This window comes from Myxococcus xanthus (assembly GCF_006402735.1).
Lineage (GTDB): Bacteria > Myxococcota > Myxococcia > Myxococcales > Myxococcaceae > Myxococcus > Myxococcus xanthus_A.
In genome coordinates this window covers 4,089,121-4,112,106 of sequence record NZ_CP017174.1, presented here as the reverse complement: position 1 = coordinate 4,112,106, position 22,986 = coordinate 4,089,121, and the positions used below count along the sequence as shown (strand labels likewise).

Annotated in this window: 20 protein-coding genes and 1 tRNA gene; 11 read left to right on the top strand and 10 right to left on the bottom strand. The window is 67.4% G+C overall.

Annotated elements, in window-relative coordinates; all coding sequences use genetic code 11:
- Positions 1-325 precede the first annotated feature (325 nt).
- From BHS09_RS38610 to BHS09_RS17475, 4 genes are all read left to right on the top strand, one after another.
- A complete protein-coding gene (locus tag BHS09_RS38610; RefSeq protein WP_161605159.1) occupies positions 326-1,300 on the top strand; it encodes a hypothetical protein in 975 nt (324 codons plus the stop codon).
- A 154-nt stretch (positions 1,301-1,454) separates the two neighbouring features.
- On the top strand, positions 1,455-1,655 hold the full coding sequence (locus BHS09_RS17490; RefSeq protein ID WP_140798411.1) for a hypothetical protein: 201 nt from the start codon (positions 1,455-1,457) through the stop codon (positions 1,653-1,655).
- A gap of 178 nt (positions 1,656-1,833) precedes the next feature.
- On the top strand, positions 1,834-2,106 hold the full coding sequence (locus BHS09_RS17485; protein ID WP_140798410.1) for a hypothetical protein: 273 nt from the start codon (positions 1,834-1,836) through the stop codon (positions 2,104-2,106).
- Between the two features lie 557 nt (positions 2,107-2,663).
- Positions 2,664-4,253 (top strand): MBL fold metallo-hydrolase, encoded by a 1,590-nt coding sequence (locus BHS09_RS17475; protein ID WP_140791466.1) that lies wholly within the window; start codon positions 2,664-2,666, stop codon positions 4,251-4,253.
- Positions 4,254-4,310: 57 nt separating this feature from the next.
- Here the strand turns inward: BHS09_RS17475 and cysC are convergent, their stop codons facing one another.
- Positions 4,311-4,868 (bottom strand): adenylyl-sulfate kinase, encoded by a 558-nt coding sequence (gene cysC / locus BHS09_RS17470; RefSeq protein WP_140798409.1) that lies wholly within the window; start codon positions 4,866-4,868, stop codon positions 4,311-4,313.
- Between the two features lie 106 nt (positions 4,869-4,974).
- Here cysC and BHS09_RS17465 point away from each other — a divergent pair, with 106 nt between their 5' ends.
- Positions 4,975-5,760, top strand: coding sequence for a thioesterase II family protein (locus tag BHS09_RS17465; protein ID WP_237080406.1), 786 nt, complete (start codon positions 4,975-4,977; stop codon positions 5,758-5,760).
- A 9-nt stretch (positions 5,761-5,769) separates the two neighbouring features.
- Here BHS09_RS17465 and BHS09_RS17460 read toward each other — a convergent pair whose 3' ends face one another.
- A complete protein-coding gene (locus BHS09_RS17460) occupies positions 5,770-6,546 on the bottom strand; it encodes a 4'-phosphopantetheinyl transferase family protein (protein ID WP_140798407.1) in 777 nt (258 codons plus the stop codon).
- 201 nt (positions 6,547-6,747) lie between these two features.
- Between BHS09_RS17460 and BHS09_RS17455 the strand changes: the two genes are divergently transcribed.
- The 4 genes from BHS09_RS17455 to BHS09_RS17440 all read left to right on the top strand — a co-directional run bounded on the left by BHS09_RS17455 (position 6,748) and on the right by BHS09_RS17440 (position 11,023).
- Entirely contained in the window at positions 6,748-8,001 is a 1,254-nt protein-coding gene (locus BHS09_RS17455) for a glycosyltransferase family 2 protein (RefSeq protein WP_140791462.1), read from the top strand.
- Positions 7,998-9,098 carry a coiled-coil domain-containing protein gene (locus tag BHS09_RS17450; RefSeq protein ID WP_140791461.1) on the top strand — a complete coding sequence of 367 codons (1,101 nt, stop codon included), beginning with the start codon at positions 7,998-8,000 and terminating at the stop codon, positions 9,096-9,098. The genes BHS09_RS17455 and BHS09_RS17450 overlap by 4 nt, the downstream gene beginning before the upstream one ends.
- A gap of 51 nt (positions 9,099-9,149) precedes the next feature.
- On the top strand, positions 9,150-10,289 hold the full coding sequence (locus BHS09_RS17445) for a hypothetical protein (RefSeq protein ID WP_140798406.1): 1,140 nt from the start codon (positions 9,150-9,152) through the stop codon (positions 10,287-10,289).
- A gap of 164 nt (positions 10,290-10,453) precedes the next feature.
- On the top strand, positions 10,454-11,023 hold the full coding sequence (locus BHS09_RS17440; RefSeq protein WP_237078362.1) for a hypothetical protein: 570 nt from the start codon (positions 10,454-10,456) through the stop codon (positions 11,021-11,023).
- A 145-nt stretch (positions 11,024-11,168) separates the two neighbouring features.
- Here BHS09_RS17440 and BHS09_RS17435 read toward each other — a convergent pair whose 3' ends face one another.
- Positions 11,169-12,776 (bottom strand): Rieske 2Fe-2S domain-containing protein, encoded by a 1,608-nt coding sequence (locus BHS09_RS17435; RefSeq protein ID WP_140791455.1) that lies wholly within the window; start codon positions 12,774-12,776, stop codon positions 11,169-11,171.
- A 266-nt stretch (positions 12,777-13,042) separates the two neighbouring features.
- Positions 13,043-14,131, bottom strand: a complete 1,089-nt coding sequence (locus BHS09_RS17430) for a carbohydrate-binding protein (RefSeq protein ID WP_140791453.1) — start codon at positions 14,129-14,131, stop codon at positions 13,043-13,045.
- A gap of 349 nt (positions 14,132-14,480) precedes the next feature.
- Between BHS09_RS17430 and BHS09_RS17425 the strand changes: the two genes are divergently transcribed.
- Positions 14,481-15,440, top strand: coding sequence for a TerC family protein (locus tag BHS09_RS17425; protein WP_140798405.1), 960 nt, complete (start codon positions 14,481-14,483; stop codon positions 15,438-15,440).
- Positions 15,441-15,587: 147 nt separating this feature from the next.
- Here BHS09_RS17425 and BHS09_RS17420 read toward each other — a convergent pair.
- The 6 genes from BHS09_RS17420 to BHS09_RS17395 all read right to left on the bottom strand — a co-directional run bounded on the left by BHS09_RS17420 (position 15,588) and on the right by BHS09_RS17395 (position 22,077).
- A tRNA-Val gene (locus BHS09_RS17420) sits at positions 15,588-15,659 on the bottom strand.
- A gap of 90 nt (positions 15,660-15,749) precedes the next feature.
- Positions 15,750-16,019 (bottom strand): hypothetical protein, encoded by a 270-nt coding sequence (locus tag BHS09_RS17415; protein ID WP_140791449.1) that lies wholly within the window; start codon positions 16,017-16,019, stop codon positions 15,750-15,752.
- A 12-nt stretch (positions 16,020-16,031) separates the two neighbouring features.
- Positions 16,032-16,457 carry an SCP2 sterol-binding domain-containing protein gene (locus tag BHS09_RS17410; RefSeq protein ID WP_140791447.1) on the bottom strand — a complete coding sequence of 142 codons (426 nt, stop codon included), beginning with the start codon at positions 16,455-16,457 and terminating at the stop codon, positions 16,032-16,034.
- A gap of 8 nt (positions 16,458-16,465) precedes the next feature.
- Positions 16,466-18,088, bottom strand: a complete 1,623-nt coding sequence (locus tag BHS09_RS17405; protein ID WP_140791445.1) for an Hsp70 family protein — start codon at positions 18,086-18,088, stop codon at positions 16,466-16,468.
- A gap of 90 nt (positions 18,089-18,178) precedes the next feature.
- Complete coding sequence (locus BHS09_RS17400; RefSeq protein WP_140791443.1) at positions 18,179-20,257, bottom strand: ATP-dependent helicase; 2,079 nt, start codon at positions 20,255-20,257, stop codon at positions 18,179-18,181.
- Between the two features lie 44 nt (positions 20,258-20,301).
- Positions 20,302-22,077, bottom strand: coding sequence for a HEAT repeat domain-containing protein (locus BHS09_RS17395; protein WP_140791441.1), 1,776 nt, complete (start codon positions 22,075-22,077; stop codon positions 20,302-20,304).
- 50 nt (positions 22,078-22,127) lie between these two features.
- Here BHS09_RS17395 and BHS09_RS17390 point away from each other — a divergent pair, with 50 nt between their 5' ends.
- Positions 22,128-22,976 carry a CHAP domain-containing protein gene (locus BHS09_RS17390; RefSeq protein ID WP_140798404.1) on the top strand — a complete coding sequence of 283 codons (849 nt, stop codon included), beginning with the start codon at positions 22,128-22,130 and terminating at the stop codon, positions 22,974-22,976.
- Positions 22,977-22,986 lie beyond the last annotated feature (10 nt).

Sequence of the window (22,986 nt, the reverse complement as noted above, 5' to 3'; positions counted from 1 at the left end):
TGCAGTCGTACACGTTCTGAGCTTGGCCCGGTTCGGTGGACACCCGAGATGTGTGTGATGGAAGGTGGACGCGAAGCACACCAGCCTCGGGTGCCCCATCCTCCTCGTCGGCCCTGCATCCCAATCGGGCGGAAGGACAAACAACTCAAGGAGTCGCTGGCGAAAGCAACCAGCTAGGAGCGCAACCACCCGAGGCACAACGGCACGGGACCATGGGTTGGCCCATTCGCAAGCACACGGTAAAAACTTCGGAGAACGAGGGCGTCGCGGAGCGAATAATCGCAACCCCTTCGCCATCCAAACCAGCCTGCGATACGCTCCGCGCATGCCAACCAACCAAATCAACCCCAACAACAACTATCGCGAACACCTTGAATCAAACATCTCCAACCTCAACATGGAGAAAATTCAAAACGCCATCACACGAGACGGCACGCCAGACCCCGATCATGACCCCACGACAGACCTAACCAACCTCATCTCTCTCCTCAAGACCATCGCCTCAATAGACATCAACAACATACCCTCAAAAACCAGCAAGGAACTAAGGAGTCGCATCCACAGCGCAATTACCACCCTAACAACCCCCAGCAGCAGAAAGACGACAACCAACCCCACCCCGCCAGAGTCATACAGCCAAGAAATAAGCAGCCAGTACAACACCCTCTACAGAGTCGCCGCCCCAATAATCGCCCTTGAGATGCAAAGATCCCCCAACATCGAGAGCACCCAGTCAAAACTCGAAAACGAACTGGTGGCCGTCAAGAAGACGCGAGTCGAATGTGAACAACTTGCCGACGACCTCAAGAAGCTCTCCATAGATACGGTCATTGCCCGACAGTCAGAGCACTTCGCCAACGAAGCAATTGAGCACAAAGACTCCGCAACCAAGTGGCTCATCGGCGTCGCAGTCGCAGCAACAATTATCGCAGCGATCGCATGGTTCGCCAGCGCAAACACTCCTGCGGCCCTTGTACAAGGCTCAATGTCCCTGACAATATTTGCATACGCTCCCAGGTTCCTGGTTTTGTCGGTCGCATTCTACGCGCTCTCGCTCTGCGCTCGAAACTACAGAACAAGTCGGCACAACTACATCGTCAACAGGCACAGGTCAGTTGCGCTTAGCACGTTCGGCGTATTCGCGGCGTCTGCGGCAAACGAACGAGTCAAAGACGCAATTCTAGCTCAGGCTGCGAGTACGATCTTCTCGTCGCAGCCCAGTGGGTACTCTGTCGAACAAGCGGAACCGCTCCCACAGGCAACTGCCGTGGAACTGCTACAGCGCATTTCACCAAAGTAGCCGCCCCAGCCCTTGCCTGATCACTTCAGTCGATCTTCGTGCCCGGGGTGACAAGGGTTTCCGCCCCGACGCTGCCTATCTCCCAGTGCAATCGCAGTGCATGGCCGATGATCGCCGCGCTACTGCCCAGCAGGCGAGGAGCCGGGACTCATACTTGTTCAATGACAGCAAGCTGCGCGCGGTGGTGGACAGCTTTTTCCAGGACATCCGCGCCGTCGGCGACGCCATCCAACTGCGGCAGGCCCGAGACATTGCCCGCTACCTGGCGCTGAACCCTGACAGCACGCACGTGCCGGAGGCACTGGTCTTCAATCTCCTATTGCCCATCAATGTCATGAACACCATCCAGACATAGCCCGCGGACCTCACGATGAAGGGCATCCGCCACGAAGCGGTGCTCTTCCCCCCACGGGCACCTCGTCGACAGGCCGAGCAGGCCCGTTGGCATTCCGACAGTCCGCAGCCCCCGGGTGCCATTGACGCGTTCTCTGGCTATCCTGGGAACGCATCACCGTCTCACAAAAGGGGAATTCATGCGTACGGGCATCATGGTGGGTCTGCTGGCAGTAGGGCTGATGACGGGCTGTGGCGGCATCGAAGAGGAGGCCGCCGGACTCGAAACGGAGGCCCAGGCGATCCCCTGTCGTGACATCACCGGCCGGGACTACGTCATCACGTACTACGCGGAGCCCGCGAAGGTCACCAAGGTCGGTGAGCTCCTCTGCGGCTGCAGCACGCCAGAGACGGTCCTCAACGGAACGAAGACCTCCTACTACGAGAAGGTCTACGGCTGCTTCGCGATGTAGCGAAGACGCCCCGCCCTACCTGACACGGCGGAACGGCGCGCGAACAAAGAGAACCTCGCTGCTCGCGCGCCCGCGGCGACTCAGTGCGATCGATAGCAGTAACGCCCGGGGTCCCCCTGCGTGCAGTCCTCGGGACAGGTCCGGGCCGTCTCCCCAGGGCAGCACGCGCCGTTTCCACAGAACTCGCCACGTGGGCAATCCAGGGGACAGCTCAACCGCTCTCCGATTTCGCAGACACCATCTCCACAGACCGCGAGCGTGGCTTCCGACGTGTCGAGCGCCTCATCCTGCGCGCCCTCCGGATCCATGGCGCCAACGCCACAGCCCACAGCCACTCCCACCATCAGGGCCATCACAACATTCCAAGCTGCCTTCATGGGACGCTCCTTGCTCGAGCTGCACGATGAAAGGGATGCGCCCGAATGCTCGCACGGTTGCACTAACGCAAAAGCTGCGCTGCGTTGGTCCCGTGCATCACCCTTCGAATCCGTGTATCTACGGGCTCCAAGTTTGCCAAGTTCCCGACGTTTTCCGGACCTCGCTCGGAGGAGCTCGCCATGCTGGACCGACCCATGTACCTCAAGCCGAACGTCGCCATCGAGCCGCTCTACAATCAGTGGTACGCGTGGTGGTACCTGCTGTCTCCGGCGACGGCCCCGCTGTTCGTGACGAACCTGCACCAGAAGCTGATGCAGTCCTTCGTGGCGAATCCGGACGTGCACGTGGCGGCCCTGAAGAACCCGATGCTGATGGGCGGCCCGTTCATCAACCACCCGGCGGCGAAGGCCCCGCGCGTGAAGGAGCTCCTGGAGCGGACGCAGAAGGAGCAGGCCAACATGCTCGCGTACACCAAGGCGGTGGCCGAGCTGGAGCAGCTCATGGCGCCCAACAACGGCGGCTCCCTGGAGGGCCTCTACGCCAAGGTGCCCGACATCCTCCGCGGCTACGTGGAGCTCACGTACGACCTGAGCAACCGCGCCAGCGCGCGGTACATCGAGCCGCTCCTGTACCGCAGCCCCTTCCACAAGGAGTCCTCGCAGAGCGTGACGCTCATGCAGGTGGACGGCGACTGGCGGCCCTACATCTTCAGCACGCCCCGCCTGGAGGAGGACACGCCCCTGTGGCTGCGCGTCCCCTACAAGCACGAAGGCCTGGACGCCCTCTTCCGCATGCGCCACACGCCGGGCTCGCCCGGCCAGGTCGCGGAGATGCTCGGCGTGCCCGCCTCCGCCGCGGACGCCTTCGCCGCGCTCTTCACCGAAACCGAGCCCCGCCGCACGGAGCGCTACACCGGTGAGGGCGTGCGCGTGCGCTACTTCGGCCACGCCTGCGTGCTGCTGGAGACGAAGGACGTCAGCATCCTCACCGACCCCGTCATCAGCTACGAGTTCCCCACGGAGCTCCCCCGCTTCACCCACTCCGACCTGCCCGAGCGCATCGACTACGTGGTCCTCACCCACGGCCACGCCGACCACCTGATGATGGAGACGCTCATCCAGCTTCGGCACCGGGTGGGCTGCATCATCGTCCCGCGCAACAACGGCAACTCGCTGGCGGACCCATCGCTGAGGCTGATGCTCCACCACAACGGCTTCAAGAACGTGGTGGAGATCGACGACCTCCAGGAGATCCCCGTGCCGGGCGGCTCTATCACCGGCCTGCCCTTCCTGGGCGAGCACAGCGACCTGGCCATCCAGGCCAAGACGGCGCACCTGGTGCGCCTGGGCGGCAAGTCCATGCTGATGGCGGCGGACTCCAACGCCATCGAGCCGCGCATGTACCAGCACCTGCGCGACATCGTCGGCACCATCGACGTGCTGTTCCTCGGCATGGAGTGCGAAGGCGGCCCGATGAGCTGGATGTACGGCCCGCTGCTGTGCAATCCCCTGCCCCGGAAGATGGACCAGGCCCGCCGGCTCAACGGCTCCGACAGCGCTCGCGCCATCGAAATCACCAACTACCTGTCGCCCAAGGAGGTCTACGTCTACGCCATGGGCCAGGAGCCGTGGCTGCGCCACGTGATGATCCTCGTCTATGACGACAAGGCCCCACAGATTGTCGAGTCGAACAAGTTCCTGGAGCACTGCCGCACGAAGGGCATTCAGGCCGAGCGCCCCTACGTGAAGATGGAGCGCATCCTCGCTTGAGTCCGCGGCTCCGTTCCCCCGGGGTGCGCGGACGTTCCGCCACCTCGGGGACGCGCTTCACGCCGCCGCCGCGGCGTCGAGCAGGCCCCGCCTTCGCAGCGTCTCCAAGACGCGCCGCAGGCCCGCCTCCACGGTGTCCACATCCGAGCGGACGGTGACGTCGGGCGCGTCAGGCACCTCATAGGGGTCCGACACGCCGGTGAAGTGCGCCAGCTCGCCGGCCAGCGCCTTCTTGTAGAGCCCCTTCACGTCCCGGGCGATGAGCACGTCCAGAGGCGCCTGGACAAGGATTTCCACGAAGGGGATGCCCGCCTCCTCGGCCAGCCGGCGCACCTCGGCGCGCGAGCTCGCATAGGGCGAGATGGCCGCGGCGATGACGCCCACCCCGTGCTTCGCCAGCAGCCGGGCCACATGACCGATGCGGCGAACGTTCTCCTCGCGGTCCTCGCGGGTGAAGCCCAGTCCGCGGGACAGCCAGGTGCGCACCTCATCCCCGTCCAGCACCTCCACGGGCATCGACGCGGTCAGGTGCGCACGCAGGGTACGGGACAAGGTGCTCTTGCCCGCACCTGACAGACCTGTCAGCCAGAGTATGAAGCCCGCGGAACGCCCCATTGTGACTCCAGAATGACGCCCCTGCGCGTCCCCGAAACGCTAACACGCCACGCGGCCTCCGGGACTTGACCCGTTTTCCGTGGCCATGCGACAGAGCCTTCACGTCATGCAAAGCGCGTCCAACTTGAGCCCTCATGCCCCCGACCGCTGGTTCCCCACCCGGAAGCCGTTGACGGACCCGCGGCTGCGGCTGTTCTGTCTGCCGTACGCCGGTGGCAGCGTGGCCATCTACAACCAGTGGAGCCAGGGCCTGCCGGCAGGTGTGGAGCTGTGCCCCGTCCAGCTCCCCGGGCGCGAGCGCCGTCTGTCGGAGAAGCCCATTGGCAGCCTGCCTGCCCTGGTGGACGCGCTGCTGCCCGCCATCGCGCCGCTGCTGGACCGGCCTTTCGCCTTCTTCGGCTACAGCATGGGCGCTCGCATCTCCCTGGAGCTCGCTCGGCGCCTCCAGGCCCGCAATGGCCCGCGCCCCGTGGGCCTGTTCCTGGGGGCCGCCGGGCCGCCGTCCGTCAACACCCGCGAGCCCATCCACCACCTGCCCGAACCGGAGTTCATCGCGCAGCTGCGGCGCTACGACGGCACGCCCGAGGAGATCTTCCAGCACCGCGAGCTGCTGGAGCTGGTGCTGCCCATGCTGCGCGCCGACTTCGGCATCGCCTTCACGGAGGACGGCCCCCAGCCCGCGAAGCTGGAGGTCCCCATCTCCGTCGTCGGCTCGCCCGAGGACAAGCACGTCCCCACCGCGAACCTGGAGCGCTGGCGCGACGAGACGCGGAGTGAGGACGTCCGCGTCCGCCTCTTCCCCGGCGGCCACTTCTTCATCAAGTCGCAGCGGGACGCCCTCCTCGCGCACATCAGCGAGGACCTGAACCGGTGGATGGGCCGCGCGCCCTGAGTCCGCCGTCTACGCCGCCTGGAACCGGGGCGGCGTGTCCCCGGCCAGCGGCACGGTGAACTGCCAGCGCACCGTCAGCGGCTGCCCACGGGGCCGGTTCACCGCCACCGCCGCCTGGTGCCGCTCCGACGGGCGCAACTGCACGAACTGCCACGCCTCCGGCACGTCTTGCATCCGTGGGTCGAAGGAAATGCGCGGCGCCTGTCCCGGCTCCAGGTGGAAGGCGAACTGCTCCAACGGCAGTGACAGCCCCGCGCCGCGCGCCTTGATGTAGGACTCCTTCAGCGTCCAGTACTCGAAGAAGCGCTCCCGGTGCCGCTCCGGCGGCAGGGACTTCAGCGCCGCCACTTCCGACGCGGCGAAGTAGTGGTCGGCGATCTCCACCGTCTCCCCCTTGCGCTGCGCGTCCTCCACGTCCGCGCCCAGCTCCGCGTCCCAGCCCACCGCCACCAGCGCCATGCCGTCCGTATGGGACAGGTTGAAGCGCAGCTTTGGGCCCCACTCCCCCCGCACCATCGGCCGGCCATACGCGTTGGTGTCGAAGGCCCAGGCCTCCGGCGGCACCGGCGCGTAGCGCGACAGCGTCAACCGCACCAGCGCATGGCTCACCAGGTACTGACGCTGGTGCCGCTCGAAGCGGAAGCGCTGCTGCTTGTCGCGCTCCTTCGCGTCCAGCAGCGACCAGTAGGCATCCAGGAGGCGCCGGTCGTCGATGCGCTCGGGCTCGACAATCCATACATGGACTTCATCCGGACGCAGCGCCAGGGGCTGGAAGTCTGTCGGCATGCCCCCTTTCTACCACCGCCGCCTGCTCGCTCCTGCGTGCTTCTGCGTGGCATGGCCACTGATGGCCACTGTCTCTGACCCCCGAGGCAGTTGGCACACACCGTCGTCCCCGCCAACCTTTCGCTCGCCCATCTTGGGGGTCGTGGCGGATGCAGGGGCAGCGACAAGGGCTGCTAGTGGCGTGATGGGGGGCAGGGACGGATGGAGCTCTTTCCAATTCAGTTACTTTTCATGGTGGTTCTGATGAACCGCTATGTCCTCGGGCCATTGCTACGGCGCCTGAAGGGGCGGCAGTTCGACAGAGTCGACGACACCTACCTCCCACGAGTCGCCATCGTCATCCCGCTGTTCAACGAAGGCGAAGGCATCTACCACGGCGTTCGCAGTCTCCTGGAGCAGGACTATCCCAGCCACCTGCTGCAAATCGTGGTGGTGGATGACTGCTCCAAGGATGACAGCTACGCCTGGGCACTGAAGGCGGCGGAGGGAAATCCCAACGTCATCGTCATGCGCAACCCGGAGAACATGGGCAAGCGCAAGGGCATCAACCGCGCGGTGAAGGCCGCCACGGACGCGGAAATCATCGTCTCGGTGGACTCGGACGTCATCGTCGACAAGGCCGCCGTCCGCCAGTTGGTGCGCCGCTTCGTCAGCCCGCGCATCGCCGCGGTGGGCGGCCGCACCTACGTGACGAACCGTCATCACAACTGGATGACGCGGATGATTGAAATCAAGTTCCACTTCGCCCAGGAGTGGCTCAAGGACCTGGAGCGCAGCTTCCGCCAGGTGATGTGCCTGTCGGGCTGCCTCACCGCGTACCGCCGCCACGTGCTGCTGGAGCTGGAGCCCATCCTCGAGGCGCGAGCCATCGCGGGCATCCCCATCAAGTACGGCGAGGACCGGTTCCTCACGCGGCAGATCGTCAAGCACGACTACGAGACGGTCTACACGCTGGACGCCTTCTGCTTCACCGCCGCGCCGTCGACGCTGGCCGGGTACTTCTCCCAGCAACTCCGGTGGCGCCGCTCCAACCTGGTGGACCTGCTGGGCGGCCTGTCACACGCCTGGCGGCTCCATCCGGTGGTGACGGTCCACTACGTGTCACAGCTCGCGCTGCTCCTCTCCTACCCGCTGGTCATCGTGCACAACGTCCTGACCGGCGAGTTCTGGGACATCCTCGCCTTCCACTTCCTCATCATCGGATTGCTGGGAGTCATCTATCGAATCGAAACGCGGCACCTTCCCGCGGACCGCCGGGTCCACGGCGCCAGCTTCCTGCCCATGGCCCTGCTGATGCCGGTGACGTACGCGCTCTTCACACCGCTGGCACTTCTGACGCTGGACTCGGGGAGTTGGGAGACACGGGGCAGCGCCAACACCGCTCCCGAGACGTCGCCGGCCGACTCCGGGGGCCGCTTTCCTCCCACCCATGCTGGTGAGGGCACTACACCATGAACCAACGCGTCGCCAATCGCGTCAACAGCATCGCCGTCTCGGCCTACAAGTTCATCGGTTCCCTGCTGCTCACGCTCATCATGCTCGGGCTGGTGTCCTTCCTGTCCGTCCAGGGCTTCTTCCTGGTGAGCCGCAGCTGGGTGACACCCACGGTCATCTCGCCGACGGACCCACAGATTCTCACGCTCAATACCCAGGTGGCCGCGCAGACGTCCGCGCGCGACCACGTGTTGTCGGACCGTCGGTCGGTGGAGAACCGCATCGCCGACGCCGAGCGCTCCATCGCCGCGGAGCGCGCGTTCCAGCAGCGCTTCCTCGTCGCCCTGCGCGGCGAGCGCGACGCCAAGGACCGGGTGGCACGGCGCCTGTCGTTGCTGCGGCGTGAGTACAGCAACGCCCGGGCGGAGATTCTCCAGTCCAACCGCGCCTACGCCGGACTGGCGCGCACGCGCACCGACGCGCTGTACGACGCGCGCCTGATGGAGCAGGAGGAGAAGCTCACCATCAACCACCACCTGGCGCAGCTGGCGCAGAGCAACCTGTCACTGGCGCAGTCCTCGGCGGACCTGGAGACGCGGCTGGATTCGCTCCAGCGGGAGATTGCCGGCCTCTCGGCGGTGCAGTCCGGCATGGGCAAGGACGAGACGCCCCAGGGCATGACGTCCGACGTGCTGCTGCTGGAGCGCGAGTACACGCACTCCGTCCTGGAGCAGGCCCGCGCGGAGGCGACGCTGAAGAGCCTCCAGACGGACCTGGCCGCCCTGGACGAGGTGGCCCTGCGCTACGACACGCTGATTGCGTCGCTGCGTGCGTCGCCGTACCTCAAGGCCATCGAGAAGGACCTCACGGTCGCCTTCGTCCCGTACGAGAACATCCCGAACGCCGAGCAGGGCACGCCGCTGTACTCGTGCGCGGCCAGTGTTTTCTGGTGCCACGAGGTGGGCGTCATCGGGCGCGTGCTCGAGGGTGAGGTGTCCCTCAAGCACCCCATCCGCCAGTACATGCTCCGCGGCGTCATGGTGGAGGTCCAACTGTCGGACGCTCCTTCCGCCCGGCAAGACCTGCTCCACCTGGGCCGGCCGCCGCTGCTGCTGTGAGTCCCACCCCCCTTTGCCTGGAGACGGCCTCGGAGCCGGAGACACTCGACTATGCGGATGACCGTCACTTGTGGCGCATTGCTGTCACTCGCCGCGCGGATGGCGCTGGCCCAGCCGGCGCCTCCTCCCGCGGGAGAACTCACGTCGCCGTCCGGCGAGGACCGGGCCGCCGGCTACTGCGACTTCGTCCGCGGCGTGGGCAGCGCGGAGGCCGCGCTCGAGCTGGCGCCCGAGCTGTTCGGGGCCTTCGGCGTGGTCAACGCGGGCGAAGCCAGCGGAGGCGCCGGCACCACGCCGCTGGGTGAGCCCACCCCGCGTGTGACGGCGGGGTTGATGTACGACTTCCTGGGCATCTACCGCGGCCGTACCATCCACAAGCGCGCGGAAGCGGAGTGCCGCCGGCAACGCGCGGTGACGGTGCTGGAGTCCGCCATCCGCCAGGGCAGCGGCCTGGGCGAACAGGCCGCGCTGGAGGCGCGGGCTCGCGTGCTGGAGGAGGCGCTGCCCCACGCCGAGGCGTTGCTCACGTCGCTTCGCAACGACATGAAGCAGGGCATGGTGACGCTGGAGGAGCTGAACGCGGTGCAGGTCCGGCTGGATGGGCTGCGACAGCTCTCTAGCAACACACAGATTGCTCGCGAGCGGCTGGCGGCCCGGCCTTCGTTTCAAGAAGGTCAGCGGCTGGAGAGCGTGCTGAACGAGCTGCGAGCCGCGGATGACCAGCTCGAGGCGTATAACGGTGCGCTGCGCCGCTCGCGCGCCTGGCGCATCAACGTGCGCGGTGGGTACGACGAGCTCATCGACGTCGACCAGAACCTGCCCCTCTTCGGGCAGCTCACGCTGTCCTACAACCTGGGCCACCTGTGGCAGGGCTCGGCCAACGCACGGGCGAGGGAGGGCCGCCGCCGCGCGACGCTCGATGACGTGTCGGGCGTGCCCCAGCGGATCAACGAGCTGGTCGCCGAGCTGCGTACCGTCCACCGCACCGAGGAGGGCCGGCTGCGTGAGGTGAGCACCCTGGTGTCGGACCTGGAAGCGCAGCTCCAGTCCATGGACGCGCTCCAGACGCGGGAGATTCGCCGCTTCCGCGGCTACCTGATGATGGAACTCACCCGTCTGCGCGCGGAGCAGGCCTATTTGCGTGCCCATGTGGAATCGCTTCAGTCCTTCCTGGGTGCCCGGTCGCCGTGACACCGCGCCGGCTGATCGTGGGCTGCGGCGTCCTGGCCGCGCTGCTAGGCGCCGGCTCCAGTCCGGCGGATGGAGGCCGGGATGGCGGTATGGGGCAACGGCTCGCGCCGAAGGAACGGGATGAGCCGCACCTCCCAGGGGCTCACCGGAAGAAAGGCAGGCCCATGCTGACGCGCGTCCCGTTGTCCCGACTGACGGTCACTGAAGGAAGCCTGGAGCCCGGCCCCGGCGAGCAGTTCCTCGTCGACGGGCCGCGCATGCGCGCCATCGTCCCAGGGAGCACGACGAGCAACGTGGCGCTGCGCTTCACCATTCTAGGCCCCACTGATCGCCAGGTGGCCCTGGCATCGGGGGAGCAGCGCCAGCAGGTGGGTCTCAAGCTCTTCGCGGTGGATGCCTGCAACGTGCTGTACGCGATGTGGCGGCTGGCACCCAAGCCGGGCATCGTCGTCAACTTCAAGCGCAACCCGGGACAGCACACCAGCCGCGAGTGCGGCAACCGGGGCTACACCATCCTGCACCCCGAGCAGCACGTCCGGCTCGAAGCGCCCTCGACAGGCGAGCCCCACACGCTGCGCGCCCAGCTCGACGGCAAGGTCCTCCGCGTCTGGGCGGACGACACGCTCGCGTGGACGGGCGAGGTGCCCGAAGAGGCGCTCGCGCCGGATGCCCCGGTGGGCCTGCGCTCGGACAACGTTCGGCTGAGTCTTCAGCTCTCCACGCCGCCGCCCTGAAGTGTGCGGACCTTCCGCGCCAGCTCACAGAACGCCCACGGCCGATCCGGGAGGCGCGCCAGAGACACGCCGTCACCGGATCCGCGCTTGCGCGTCCCCCCGGGCGCCACGGCAACCGCGCGGCGCCCAGGGAACACGGCATTAATTACAGCTGAGGCTGCGGGTCCGCCGCCGGCGTCTGGGGCTTCTCCTGCTCGCGCTCGGGCAGCAGCTCCGCGCAGAGCGTGGACGTGTTCTGCGTGCACACGCCTCCGGCGTCCAGGTCGAACTGCCAACGGTGGCGCGGGCACACCAGGTAGCGCCCCTCCTCCACCCAGCCCTCGGACAGGTCGGCGCCCTGGTGGGGGCAGAAGCGCTGGATGGAGAAGCGCCGCCCACCGGCCTCCACCACCGTGCGCTCCCGCTGGGACTCGGTGGAGCGGATGCCCTCGCAGAACTCGCGCATGTCCTCGATCTCCACACCCAGGAAGCCGTGCAGCACCGGCTCGTATACGTCCGGGTTGCGGCTCAGGCGCAGGCGGAACGACAGCAGGAAGTCCTCCCACGTGAGCTTGCGGTCCAACACGCGCCCCACGTCGGCCGCGCTCGTCTTCAGCGTGTAGCGGACCTCTTCCTGGATGTCCGCCACCACGTGGACACGGCGCGCCTTGAAGTCCACGCGCAGCAGCTGCTCCGGAAGCTCCGTCAGCTCCACGTAGAGCGGCATGCCCACGCGCTCGTGCAGGTCGAGGAGGTCCAGCTTGCGCTGCAGCTCCACGCGCAGCCGCTCGTGAATCTCCGCCACCTCCGCGACGAGCAGGTTGCGCCGCCGCTCGCGGAACACGGACTCCTGCCGCTTCGCGTAGTCGTGCAGGTACGCCTTCAGGTTCTCCGGCGTCACGCGCTCGGCCACCTGCGAGACGAACTCCAGCGACTTCGCGTCCAGCACGTCCCCGGGCATCGGCTCCAGGTAGCGCGTCTTCCCCTGGGGCAGGCGCTGCCGCAGGAAGGCGAAGAGCTGCGTCGCGTTCGGGAAGATGTTCACCTTCTCGAAATTGAGGTGGAACTGCGCCGGGTCCAGGAAGGCCGCGGGCCCGGCCGCCGCGATGTACGCCCGCGGATGAATCACCTCGAGCGTGCGCGCCACCGCCTCGAACTTGCTCTCCCGCTTCTTCAGCGAGATGGCCGCGTAGGTCTCCGTCGGGTACTCGTAGCAGGTGGGGTGCCAGATGGCCCCGGAGAACTGCGCGGAGAACACGTCGATGGGCCCCTCCTCCGCGACGATGCGCCCCATCCGGTCATGGAGCTTGCAGTCGTTGATGTTGAGGAAGCACTGCCCGTCACCGCGCACCATCACCGCGGAGTCACGGTTGGTCCCCTGCTCCGACACGAACAGCTTCACGTAGCCGCCCTTGATGGGGACCTCGTGGCCGTCCTCGCAGGCGAGGACCTGCTTGCAGCCATACCTGGCGAACACGTCCTGCAGTTCGGAGCGGTGGAAGCGCGGCACCAGCACCGTGAAGTCCCTCTGGCGGATGGTGGCCAGGAACTCCGGGTCGAAGTGGTCCTTGTGCTCGTGGCTGACGTAGAGGTAGCGCTCCTTGCCGGGCGTCTCCAGCTTCTCCCGCACGCGCGGCGCCAGGTGGTGGTTGCACGGCAACTGCATCCACGCCGAGTCGAATGCCCCGCGGGACGACAGCCACGGGTCCATGACGACAATGGCCCCCGCCGTCTCCACGACGAACCCGGCGTGGCCCAGGAAAGTGATGTGCATGGGAAGTCTTCCTCTCTGACAGCCAGTGGGCCGGCCTGAGCGCCGAGCCCCGACGAAACAGGGCTGCCGGCGGCTGGCTGGCGCGTCGACGCCCGCAAGGTGGGGAGGCCGAAGCCACACTCGCCACCCGCCCGGGAGGTGGACCTTCCCGTCCATGGACGCACGAAGGGCGCGGAGGACCTCGTCGGGTCCCCCACGCCCTCGTGGGACTGCGGACTTCTGTTCAGGCGCGCCTCCGTTCAGCGGACGCGCCAGGAATCAGCGGCTCACTGCTCCGGCGCGATTTCGCGCACGGACAGCCACTTGAAGTCCACGTCGTCGGTGCTGTCCCAACGGAACGTGGCGATGGGGCCGCCCCACGTGAGCGGAATCGCGCCATCCGCGCCGCCGCAGTGCTCGGCGTCACCACCCCAGTCACCGGCGTCCACGAAGTCGTAGACCTTCTCCCAGGAGACCTTGTCGGCGTTCTCGTTGAGGTACATCTCCAGGTGCACGGCCTCCTTGCCGTTGACCTGCGTGTTCCGCATCACCGTCTTGAAGCCCACCCAGCGGCCCGTCAGCGGCTCCGTCACCTTCTTGTACGGCGCCTGCTCGTAGGAGACGTGCCACGCCTCCTTCTGGAAACGAGCCTGGCCATTGAAGTGCAGCGCGCCCTTATAGCTGCTGCCCTCACAGCCCTCGTGGTCGTCGTTGTGCTTCCCGCCACGCGCATACATGTCGAAGTTGTCGGACTCATCGGACGCGGAATTGAGCTTCACGAAGCCCGTCATCTCGATGTTCTTCCAGTCGTTTGGCGACTGCATGTAGCCACGGCTGGCGAGCACGTCACGGTCATACGTGGCGATCTCTTTCGGCTTGTAGCCGGTGGACGTGAAGACGTTCATGCGCACCTTGTCGCTCTTGAGATTCCAGGAGCCGTCCGAGTTGCGCGTAAGGTCGTCCTGCGGATCGAAACGACTGTCGGACATCGCGTCGTCGGCCAGGAACCACTGCTCACCACCGGCGGCGGACGGGTGGATCATCGTCACGCCGAACTTGTCCGCGCCCGACTCGACAGGCTGCTCGGGCTCGGTCGACGGGTCCTCGGGATTGGTCGAGGGCTCGTCGGGCGGCGTGGTGGCGACAGGGTCATCCGGCGACGTGTCAGAGTCCCCAGGCTCCGGGGTGCCGGGGGTCTGGCCACCGGGCGTCTGCTCGGACGGAGAGGGAGCAGGCACCTGCGGAGACTGACCAGGGGGCTCGGTCCGCCCTGGCGCATTCGAATCCTCGTTGCCAGCTTCATTCCCGCAGCCCGTGATGGCGGCGAGAGCGAAGAGCGCACCACACGTCGAGGACAGAAAACGATTCCGAGTCAAAATAGCGTCCTTACTGCTTGAGGCATGAGGGTGACGAGTCCCCAGGCGCCTATCGCCTGGAGTCGGCTCGACGCGTCCTTCCGCCGGGAGGAGTAACTGCCCTCAGGGACGGTGACGCCTGGCTGGTCTCATAGCCCCGTGTTTGATTTTTCCAACCGGGACGGTTCCAAACCCGTCGCCTTCAAAACCACTTCCCAAACATTTGGGATGTTTTTGACTAACCGTATGCCCCCTGAGCGACAGAGGGAGCACGGCCGCATTTTGCCCGGGTCCTTCGGTTTTCCCGATGGAGTTCGGCTGGAATTCCTATTTGTGGAAGACTCGGATGACTCTTATCTGACGCTCCCATATGGAAACCTTCCCAAGCGTCGGCAGTCCGGGCCTGTGGGCCGGCTTTGTCGCCTTCGTCATCGCGATGCTGGCGCTCGATCTCGGCGTCTTCCACCGCAAAGCCCACGTGGTGAAGTTCAAGGAGGCCCTGGGCTGGAGCGCGTTGTGGGTCAGCCTGGCGCTCGTCTTCGGCGCGGGTGTCTGGTGGAAGTTCGGGCCCGAGCCCGGCCTCCAGTTCATCACCGGCTACCTCATCGAGAAGTCGCTCTCCGTCGACAACATCTTCGTCTTCGTCGTCATCTTCTCGGCGCTGCGAATCCCCTCGCTGTACCAGCACCGGGTCCTCTTCTGGGGCATCCTCAGCGCGCTGGCGCTGCGAGCCATCATGATTTTCGCGGGCGTGGCGATGCTGGCCCGCTTCCACTGGCTCATCTACGTCTTCGGCGGCTTCCTCATCCTCACGGGCGTGAAGCTCTTCCTCCAGCGCAACAAGGAGGACAACCCGGAGGAAGGCGCGCTGATGCGTCTGGCCCGGCGGACCATCCCCTCGACGCCCAACTTCGACGGGCACCACTTCTTCACCGTGGAGAACGGCCGCAAGCTGGCCACGCCGCTGCTGATGGCGCTGTTGCTGGTGGAGGCGTCGGACATCCTCTTCGCGCTCGACTCCATCCCCGCCATCTTCGCCGTGACGACGGACCCCTTCATCGTCTTCACGTCCAACATCTTCGCCATCCTCGGCCTGCGCTCCATGTTCTTCATGCTGGCCGGCGCGGTGGAGAAGTTCAGCTACCTGAAGGTGGGCCTCTCCGCGGTGCTCGTCTTCGTCGGCACGAAGATGGCGGTCATCGACTTCGTGAAGGTGCCGCCCGAGGTGTCCCTGTCGGTCATCGCCGGCCTGCTGGGCGCGAGCATCGTCGCGTCGCTCATCAAGTCCCGGAACACGCCCACCGGCGACGCCGACGCGCCCAAGGTCTGAGCCGCACCGCGGCCTCACGCCGCAATCCCAAGCCCACTCCGCGCGGTATGCGGGGTGGGCTTTCTTGCGTCCGGCGCAGCGGCGGAGACGGAGCCCAAAAAGCAAAAAGGCCGTGAGTCCCGATTCGGACTCACGGCCTTTCTTGAGTGGGCGCAGCAGGGTTTGAACCTGCGACCCCTGCCGTGTGAAGGCAGTGCTCTACCGCTGAGCTATACGCCCTTCTGCTGTCTGCTGACCGCCGCCGGTGTTGCCAGCGGCGAACGCGGGTGTAGATGCCATTCGCCCGCTCAGGTGTCAACGCATTTTCGACTACAGCGCGCCGAGCTTCTCATCGAGCTCGCGCAGCCGGCGCTTGAGGCCGGACAGCTGCTTGCCCAGGGCCTTGAACTCGCTGCGGGGCGCGAAGTTCAGCGCCTTCATCAGCTCCTCCTGCCCCCGGTCGAGCGCCTGCTTGCCGCGCTGTGCTTTCCCAATGGCGTTGGCAATGGCCATGGCGCGGCGGTCGTCAGCCATGAGCTTCTCCATGGCCTTGCCCGACACGTTGAGGGCCTGCTTCTTCAGGTCGTCCGTGATTCCCATGGGGTGCCTCGCTCAGGGCTCGTCGATGAACTGCGTCTGCAGCTGCGCGAAGACGCGGTCGGCGATGCCCTTGTACTTCATGCGTTCGATCAGCGGCTGCAGGTCGCCCTTCATGGAGATGCGGCGCTTGAGCACCGCCTCCACCGGGTCCAGCGTCCCCTTGAGGAGCTGCTTCCAGACGCTGTAGGGCGCGCGGGCCAGGTACACCGGCTCCAGCTCGTCCAGGTCGTCTGGATCCGCCAGGACGCGCGCCTTTTCGATGCGGCAGTCACCGGGGACGACGTGCACCACGAAAGCCCTCGCCAGCATGCCGGGCTCGGCTTCCACCACCGCCCCGAAGTCGCCCTTCCAGCCCTTGCCGGCCATGGCGCACTCGGGATCCTCATTGGTGAGGCGGACCGCTTCGTCCACCCACTCCTTCGACGGGAACTTCGCCATCTGGACTCCTAGCCCCTCCGGAAGATGCTCTTGATACTCGAGAAGAGCCCCCGGTCGTCGCTCCCGCTGCTGCTGGAGCTGGGCACCTGCTGTGAGTGACGCGACGCGACCTCCTGGAGCGCCCGCTTGAGCTGCTCCGGCGTGTCGCGGGTGGCGAGGTCCACCTTGCGCATGCCGCTCGCTTCCTCCACCGTCACCTGGAGCAGACACTCCTCGGTGAGGCGGAAGTCGATCTTCCGGCCGGCGGCGGCCGAGGGCACGCGCACCGTGCCCAGATATTCGTTGTCCACCAGCAGGTCACTGTCCCCCTGGTAGATGTCCAGCTCGATGAAGGGCGAGCCCGGCTCCTTCGGCGGAGGCAGGCGGAAGCTCTTCACCATGGGAATCAGCGAGTTCTTCTCGATGATGCGCTTCACGCGCCCGTTGGGCATCGCGTAGCCGATGGGCATGGACAGCGCGTCCAGCAGCGTCACCGCGTCGATGCTGCCCAGCGAGTCGCCCAGCAGCGCCGCGCCCAGGGCCACGCACTCGTCCGGGTGGACGCCCTTGCGCGGCGCCTTGCCGAAATGCGCCTGGATCTTCTGCTGCACCAGCGGCATGCGGCTCTGGCCGCCCACCAGGATGATTTCGTCGATCTCCGCGCGGGAGATGCCCTTCTCTTCCAGCACGCGGTCGCAGATCTCGAACGTGCGGTCCACCAGGTCGCCGGTGAGGCTGTTGAGGAACTCGCGCGTCAGGGGGATGCGCAGATCCACCGGCTTGCCCTTGCGCTCGTCGATGAAGGGCAGGTCGATGACGACGTTGGGGATCAGCGTGAGGTCGATCTTCGCCGCCTCCGCCGCGTTCTTGATGCGCTGGATCGCGATGGGGTTCTCCGTGTTGAGGTCGACCTTGGTCTCCTCCCGGAAGCGCTCCAGCACGTACTCCATGATGCGGTTGTCGAAGTCCGCCCCACCCAGGAAGGTGTCGCCGCCGGTGGCCAGGACCTCGAAGACATTGCCCGCCAGGTGCAGCACGGACACGTCGAAGGTGCCGCCGCCCAGGTCGTAGACGAGGACCTTCTGATCCAGGCCCCGGTTGAAGCCGTAGGCCAGCGCCGCGGCGGTGGGCTCGTTGACGATGCGCTTCACGTCGAAGCCCGCCAGCCGGCCGGCCTCCTTCACCGCGTTGCGCTGGTTGTCGTTGTAGTAGGCCGGGACGGAGATGACCGCCCCTTCGATGGGGCCGCCCAGGAACTGCTCCGCGATGGTCTTCACCTGGCCCAGCACGAAGCTGGACACCTGGGGCAGCGAGTACAGCTTGCCGCCCATCATCACCGCGGTGTCCCCGTTGGCTCCCTCGACGATGTCGTAGGGGAAGTAGCCCTTGAGCTCCTCCACCGACTTGGAGTTGTACTTCCGCCCGATGAGCCGCTTGGTCCCCCAGAGCGTGTTCTTGGGGTTGGTGACCATCTGATCCTTGGCCACCCCGCCCACCAGCAGATCGCCGCGCGCCGACAGCGCCACGACGGAGGGCAGCGTGAGGTTGCCGCGATCGGTGGGGACGATCTTCGGGATGCGGTTGCGGACGGACGCCACCAGCGTGTTGGTGGTGCCGAGGTCAATCCCGATGATGCGAGGTCTGTCCGCCATGAAGTGAGGGGGCTCGTGCCGGAAGACGCCGCCCCTGATTCCACTGTCTATCACGTCGCGCACAGGAGTGCGCGTTTCTGGGCGACGGTGTCAGTCCACCGGGTCCGATCCACCCGGAGGGGGCCCGTCCTGCCCCACGGCCGCCTCGGGCTCCGCCTCCAGGGTGGACAGGATGCACCGGTCGAACGGTGCGTCCTCCCCGCCGGGCAGTTCCTGGAGGAAGCGGGACGGCCGCAGGAGGATCCGCTCCCCGTCCCGGGGCAGCACCGACTGGGGGTACACCAGCACCAGGGTGTCCCGTGCCCGCGTCAGGGCCACGTAGAACAGCCGCCGCTCCTCTTCCTCCTCCTCAGGCAGGCGCGTGGCCAGTGACAGCGGAAACCGCCCGTCCGCCAGCCACAGGACGAAGACGGCCCGCCACTCCAGTCCCTTGGCCTGATGGACGGTGGACAGCGTCAGGCACGCCTCCGGCCCCTCTTCCCTCAGGGCCTCTCCCGCCGCGAACTCCGACACCAGGGCGATCTCCGACAGGAAGCGCGCCACGTCCTCGAAGCGGCCTGCGAACTCCGCCAGTTGGCGGACGTCGTCCTCCCGGTGCTCCTCCTCGGAGAACTCCGCCCGGAGGAAGTCCGCGTAGCCCCCGGCGAGGACGTCCTCGATGAGCCGTCCCGGTGAGGGGGACGCCTCCGGCAGGGTCAGCCGCCCCATCAGGTCACCGAAGGCTTGGAATCCCTTCTGCGCCTTGCGTGGCAGGTGCGCACGGACGTCCGCATGGGCCAGCCCCTCCGCCAGGGGTGTCCCCTCCGGCAATGCGCGCAGGGCGGTCCAGAGGTGCTCGGCGGTCGCCGGTCCCACGCCTGGGACGCGCCGGATGACACGCTTGAAGGCCAGCTCATCCCCGGGGTTGTTCACCAGCCGGAGGTGGGCCAGCACGTCCTTGATGTGGGACTGCTCGAAGAAGCGGACGCCGGAGCGCACCCGGAAAGGGATGCCGCGCCGGGTCAGCTCCAGTTGGAGCTCCAGCGAGTGATTGTGGGCCCGGTACAGCACCGCCATGGCCTCCAGGGACAGGCCCTGGTCACGGAGCTCACCGATGCGCTGGGCCACGTCGGCGGCCTGCTCCCCGGCATCCCGGGCGGGGACGATGAGCGGCTTGACGCCCGGGGACCGGGCCGCCGTCAGCACCTTGGGGAACTGGTTCGTGTTGAGGGCGATGGAGGTGTTGGCCAGCCGTAGGATTTCCGGCGTGGAGCGGTAGTTTCGCGTCAGCGCGTGGACGGAGCAGCCCGGGTAGCGTTCAGGGAAGCCGATGATGTTGGTGAAGTCCGCCCCCCGGAAGCTGTAGATGGACTGGCAGTCGTCCCCCACCACCGTGAGGTCCTTGCGCTCCCCGGCGAGCAGATCCACCAGGTCGCCCTGGAGCCGGTTGGTGTCCTGGTACTCGTCCACGAGCACGCAGCGGAAGCGCTCGGTGAGCTGCGCCTTCACGTCCGGATGGTGCGTCAGCAGGCGCTTGAGGTGCACCAGCAGGTCATCGAAGTCCATCAGGTGCATCTGCGCCTTGCGCTGCTGGAAACGCGCGGCGGCGGCGAGCACCTCGGGCGCCAGCGGCAACATCTGCGGCCGGCGGTCCATCAGCACGTGTGACACGGGCTGCTGGAGGTTGGCCGCCAGGGACACCAGGTCCAACACCAGGTCCGGCCGGGGGAAGCGCTTGTCGCTCTTGAGGCGGCGCTCGGCGATGCACGTCACCATCAAGTCCCGCGCGTCCTCGCGGTCCAGCACGGTGAAGTTCGTGGAGAAGCCCAGCACGCCCGCGTACTGGCGCAGCAGCACGTGCGCGGCATGGTGGAAGGTGCCACCCAGGATGCGCCGCACGTCCACGAAGGCGCCGGCCAGCTCCTCCACCCGGCGCGTCATCTCCCGGGCCGCCTTGTTGGTGAACGTGAGCAGGAGGATGCCCTCGGGGGGCACGCCTCGCTCCAGCATTCGCGCCACCCGGAAGGTCAGCGTGCGCGTCTTGCCGGAGCCCGCGCCAGCAATCACCAGCACGGGCCCCTCCCCTGCCTCCACCGCCCGCAGCTGCTCCTCGTTGAGGAGCGCGGCATAGTCGATCCGCAGCGAGGGCGTCGTGGCCGGAGCCTGGAGCGTATCGGTGCGGGAGGACATGGGGGCGCAGACTCTAACCGGCCCGGCGCCCCGGGACACCCGGATCAGGGAACCGGTTTGAGCGCGGTCAGCCGGGCGGACGCGGCCGCGCGGACCTGGGGCGACGGATCCCGCTGCCGGGCCACCTCCAGCAGCAGCCGCCCCACCTGCGGCAGCTTCGTCGCCACCGAGTCCAGCGCGGCGGTGCGCTCCTTCACGGCGTTCTCCAGGCGGTCCCGCACACCGCGGTCCGCGCACGTCTTCACGCCGGGCGACTGCTCACGCAGCAGCAGCTCCGCGTCGGCCAGCCGCGCGTCCGCCAGCCGCTTGGCGTCCGCTGCCTTGCGCTCGAACTCCGCCAGGTCCTCGGGGAACTCGGTGCTCTCGGACCGGGCGCGGGCAATGGCCGCCACGGCGAAGTTCGCGTTGACGGCCGCCGCGCAGAGCTGCCGCGCCGACGCCAGGGGAACACGGCCCTCGGGCGTCACCGGCTCCTCCTGCGCCACCTCCAGCGACCACAGCGCCAGCTGCCGCGCCGCCACCGCCGCGGAGAAGTGCTGGCGCCGCTCCTCGCGAATCTGCACCCAGCGCCGCAGGATGACTGGATCTGGCACGCCCGACTCGGCGGCGCGTTGGTACTCCGTGGACGCCTGGGCCAGCTGGCCGGACAGGTCCAGCAGCACCGCCACCGTGAGGTACATCTCCGCGCTGGTGGCGCGCTCGCGAAGGGCGTCCAGGCGCGAGGACACCTCGTACTCCGCCACCGGCTTGGGCAGCGCCGCCAGCACCGTGCGCAGGGACTCCAGGGCGTGCTGACGGATCAGCGGGTTGCGCGCCGCGCGCAGGCTCTCCAACAACGGATCCAACACGCGCACCGTCACGTGCTGCCCCAGCTCCTCCGCGGCCTGCCAGCGGTCCAGCGCGTCGGGCGCGACCAGCGCGCGGCTCAGGTCCTCCACTCCGCGCAGGTAGTGCCCCACGTGGGCGGCCTGGGCCAGGGGCTCCGGCCGGGCCAGGGCGGCGCGCTCGGCGCGGGCGGAGGCGAGCCGCTCCGGGAAGGCCGTGAGCTTCGGGCCCAGGGGATGGGCCTTCACCCTGGCCTCGGCCTCGTCCACCAGGCCGGAGACGAGCAGGCCTTCTACCTCCAGCAGCAGCAGCAGGACGCGCGCCTCCTCGCGGTGCGCGCCGGCCGGGTGCTCCTTGAGGTACGCGAAGAGCTTCGTCGCGCCGGAGGCCTTGGCCTGCGCGAAGGCCTGGGCATCCAGGCGGGCCTCCACGTCCTGGCGGCGGGGATCATCCGGCGACGCGCGCAGGTACTCCGCCAGCTTGCGCGGATCCTCCGTGGTGGCCAGCTCGCGCGCTTCCGCCTCCGACAGCAGGCGCTTCGCCTCGTCGCGCTGGACGCCCTCCGGGTGCTCCTGCAGGAACTGGCGCCAGCCGGCGACGGTGTCCGTCTCCTTCGCCCCGTTGAAGCGCAGGCCCTCCAACAGCGTCTTCGCCGTGCGCGCCTGGGCCGCGTCGGGGTACGCCTCCAGGAAGCGCTTGTAGGCAATCACCGTGTGCAGGCGCTTCGCTTCCTCGAACTCCAGCTCCTCCAGCCGCGCCTCGGCCGCGTCGGTGTCCGCGTGCGTGGGGTACTCGCGAAGGAAGGCGCGATAGCCGTCGATGGTGTCCTTCTTCGCCGCGCGGTCATACGGCGAGGGGATGCAGCCAGTGGCCAGCAACAGGACGGCGAGGGCTCGGCGAAAGGAGGCCATGTCCCTGGAGCAATACCGCACCCGCGCCCACCCGGAAACCCGAGCGTGGACGGACGGTTGCCTGGGTAGGTTTTTTGACGACACAGCTTCCCAGGCGGACCATGTGCCCCAGGACGCTACAGGGAGGTCGCACCATGAGGACAGTCACGCTGATGGGAATCCTCGCCACGCTGGCGACCGGCTGCGCCACCACGGGCGCGCCGCTGGAGCCATGGCTGGACTCCTACAGTCTTCGCTACCGCTCCGCCTCCCCGCCCGCCTTCCCGCGCGAGTCCCTTTCCAAGCAGGTGGCCACCGCGGCCCCCAAGGCGCCCGCGGAGCGTCCCGGCACGGTGGCCGCCCGCCCGGCCAAGGCGCCGGGTGGCAAGTCCCGCGCGACGCCGGCCCGGGCCACGCGCCCCACCCCCGTGGCCGGTGATGCCCGCGCCAAGGTGGTGACCACGGCGCGCTCGCTGGTGGGCAAGACGCAGGTTGCACTCAACGGCCGGAAGTACCCGTCCGACTGCACCGGCCTCATCGAAGGCGTCTACGCCCAGGCCGGCGTCACCTTCCGGGGAACGGTGCAGCCCGGCGACAACGGCGTCACCGCCATGTACCGCTTCGCCCGCTCGCGAGGCCACGTGTACTCGGAAGAGCGGCCGACCCCGGGCGACCTCGTCTTCTTCAACGAGACGTATGACCAGAACCGCGATGGGCGCCGAAATGACGGCCTCACCCACGTGGGCATCGTGGAGAACGTCAGCGCCAGCGGGACGGTCACCGTCATCCACCGCGTGCGCCGAGGCGTCGTGCGCTACCGCATGAACCTGGAACGCCCGCACCTTCGGAGGGATCCGAAGACGGGCGAGGTGCTCAACGACATGCTCCGGCACCCAGGCCCCAACCGCGAGCCCGTCCTCACCGGGCAGCTCTTCGGGGGCTACGGCAGCGTGCTGCCCAAGAGCCCCAAGGCCCAGAAGCCCGTCCCCGTGGCACTGCGGTAACGGGCTCCTG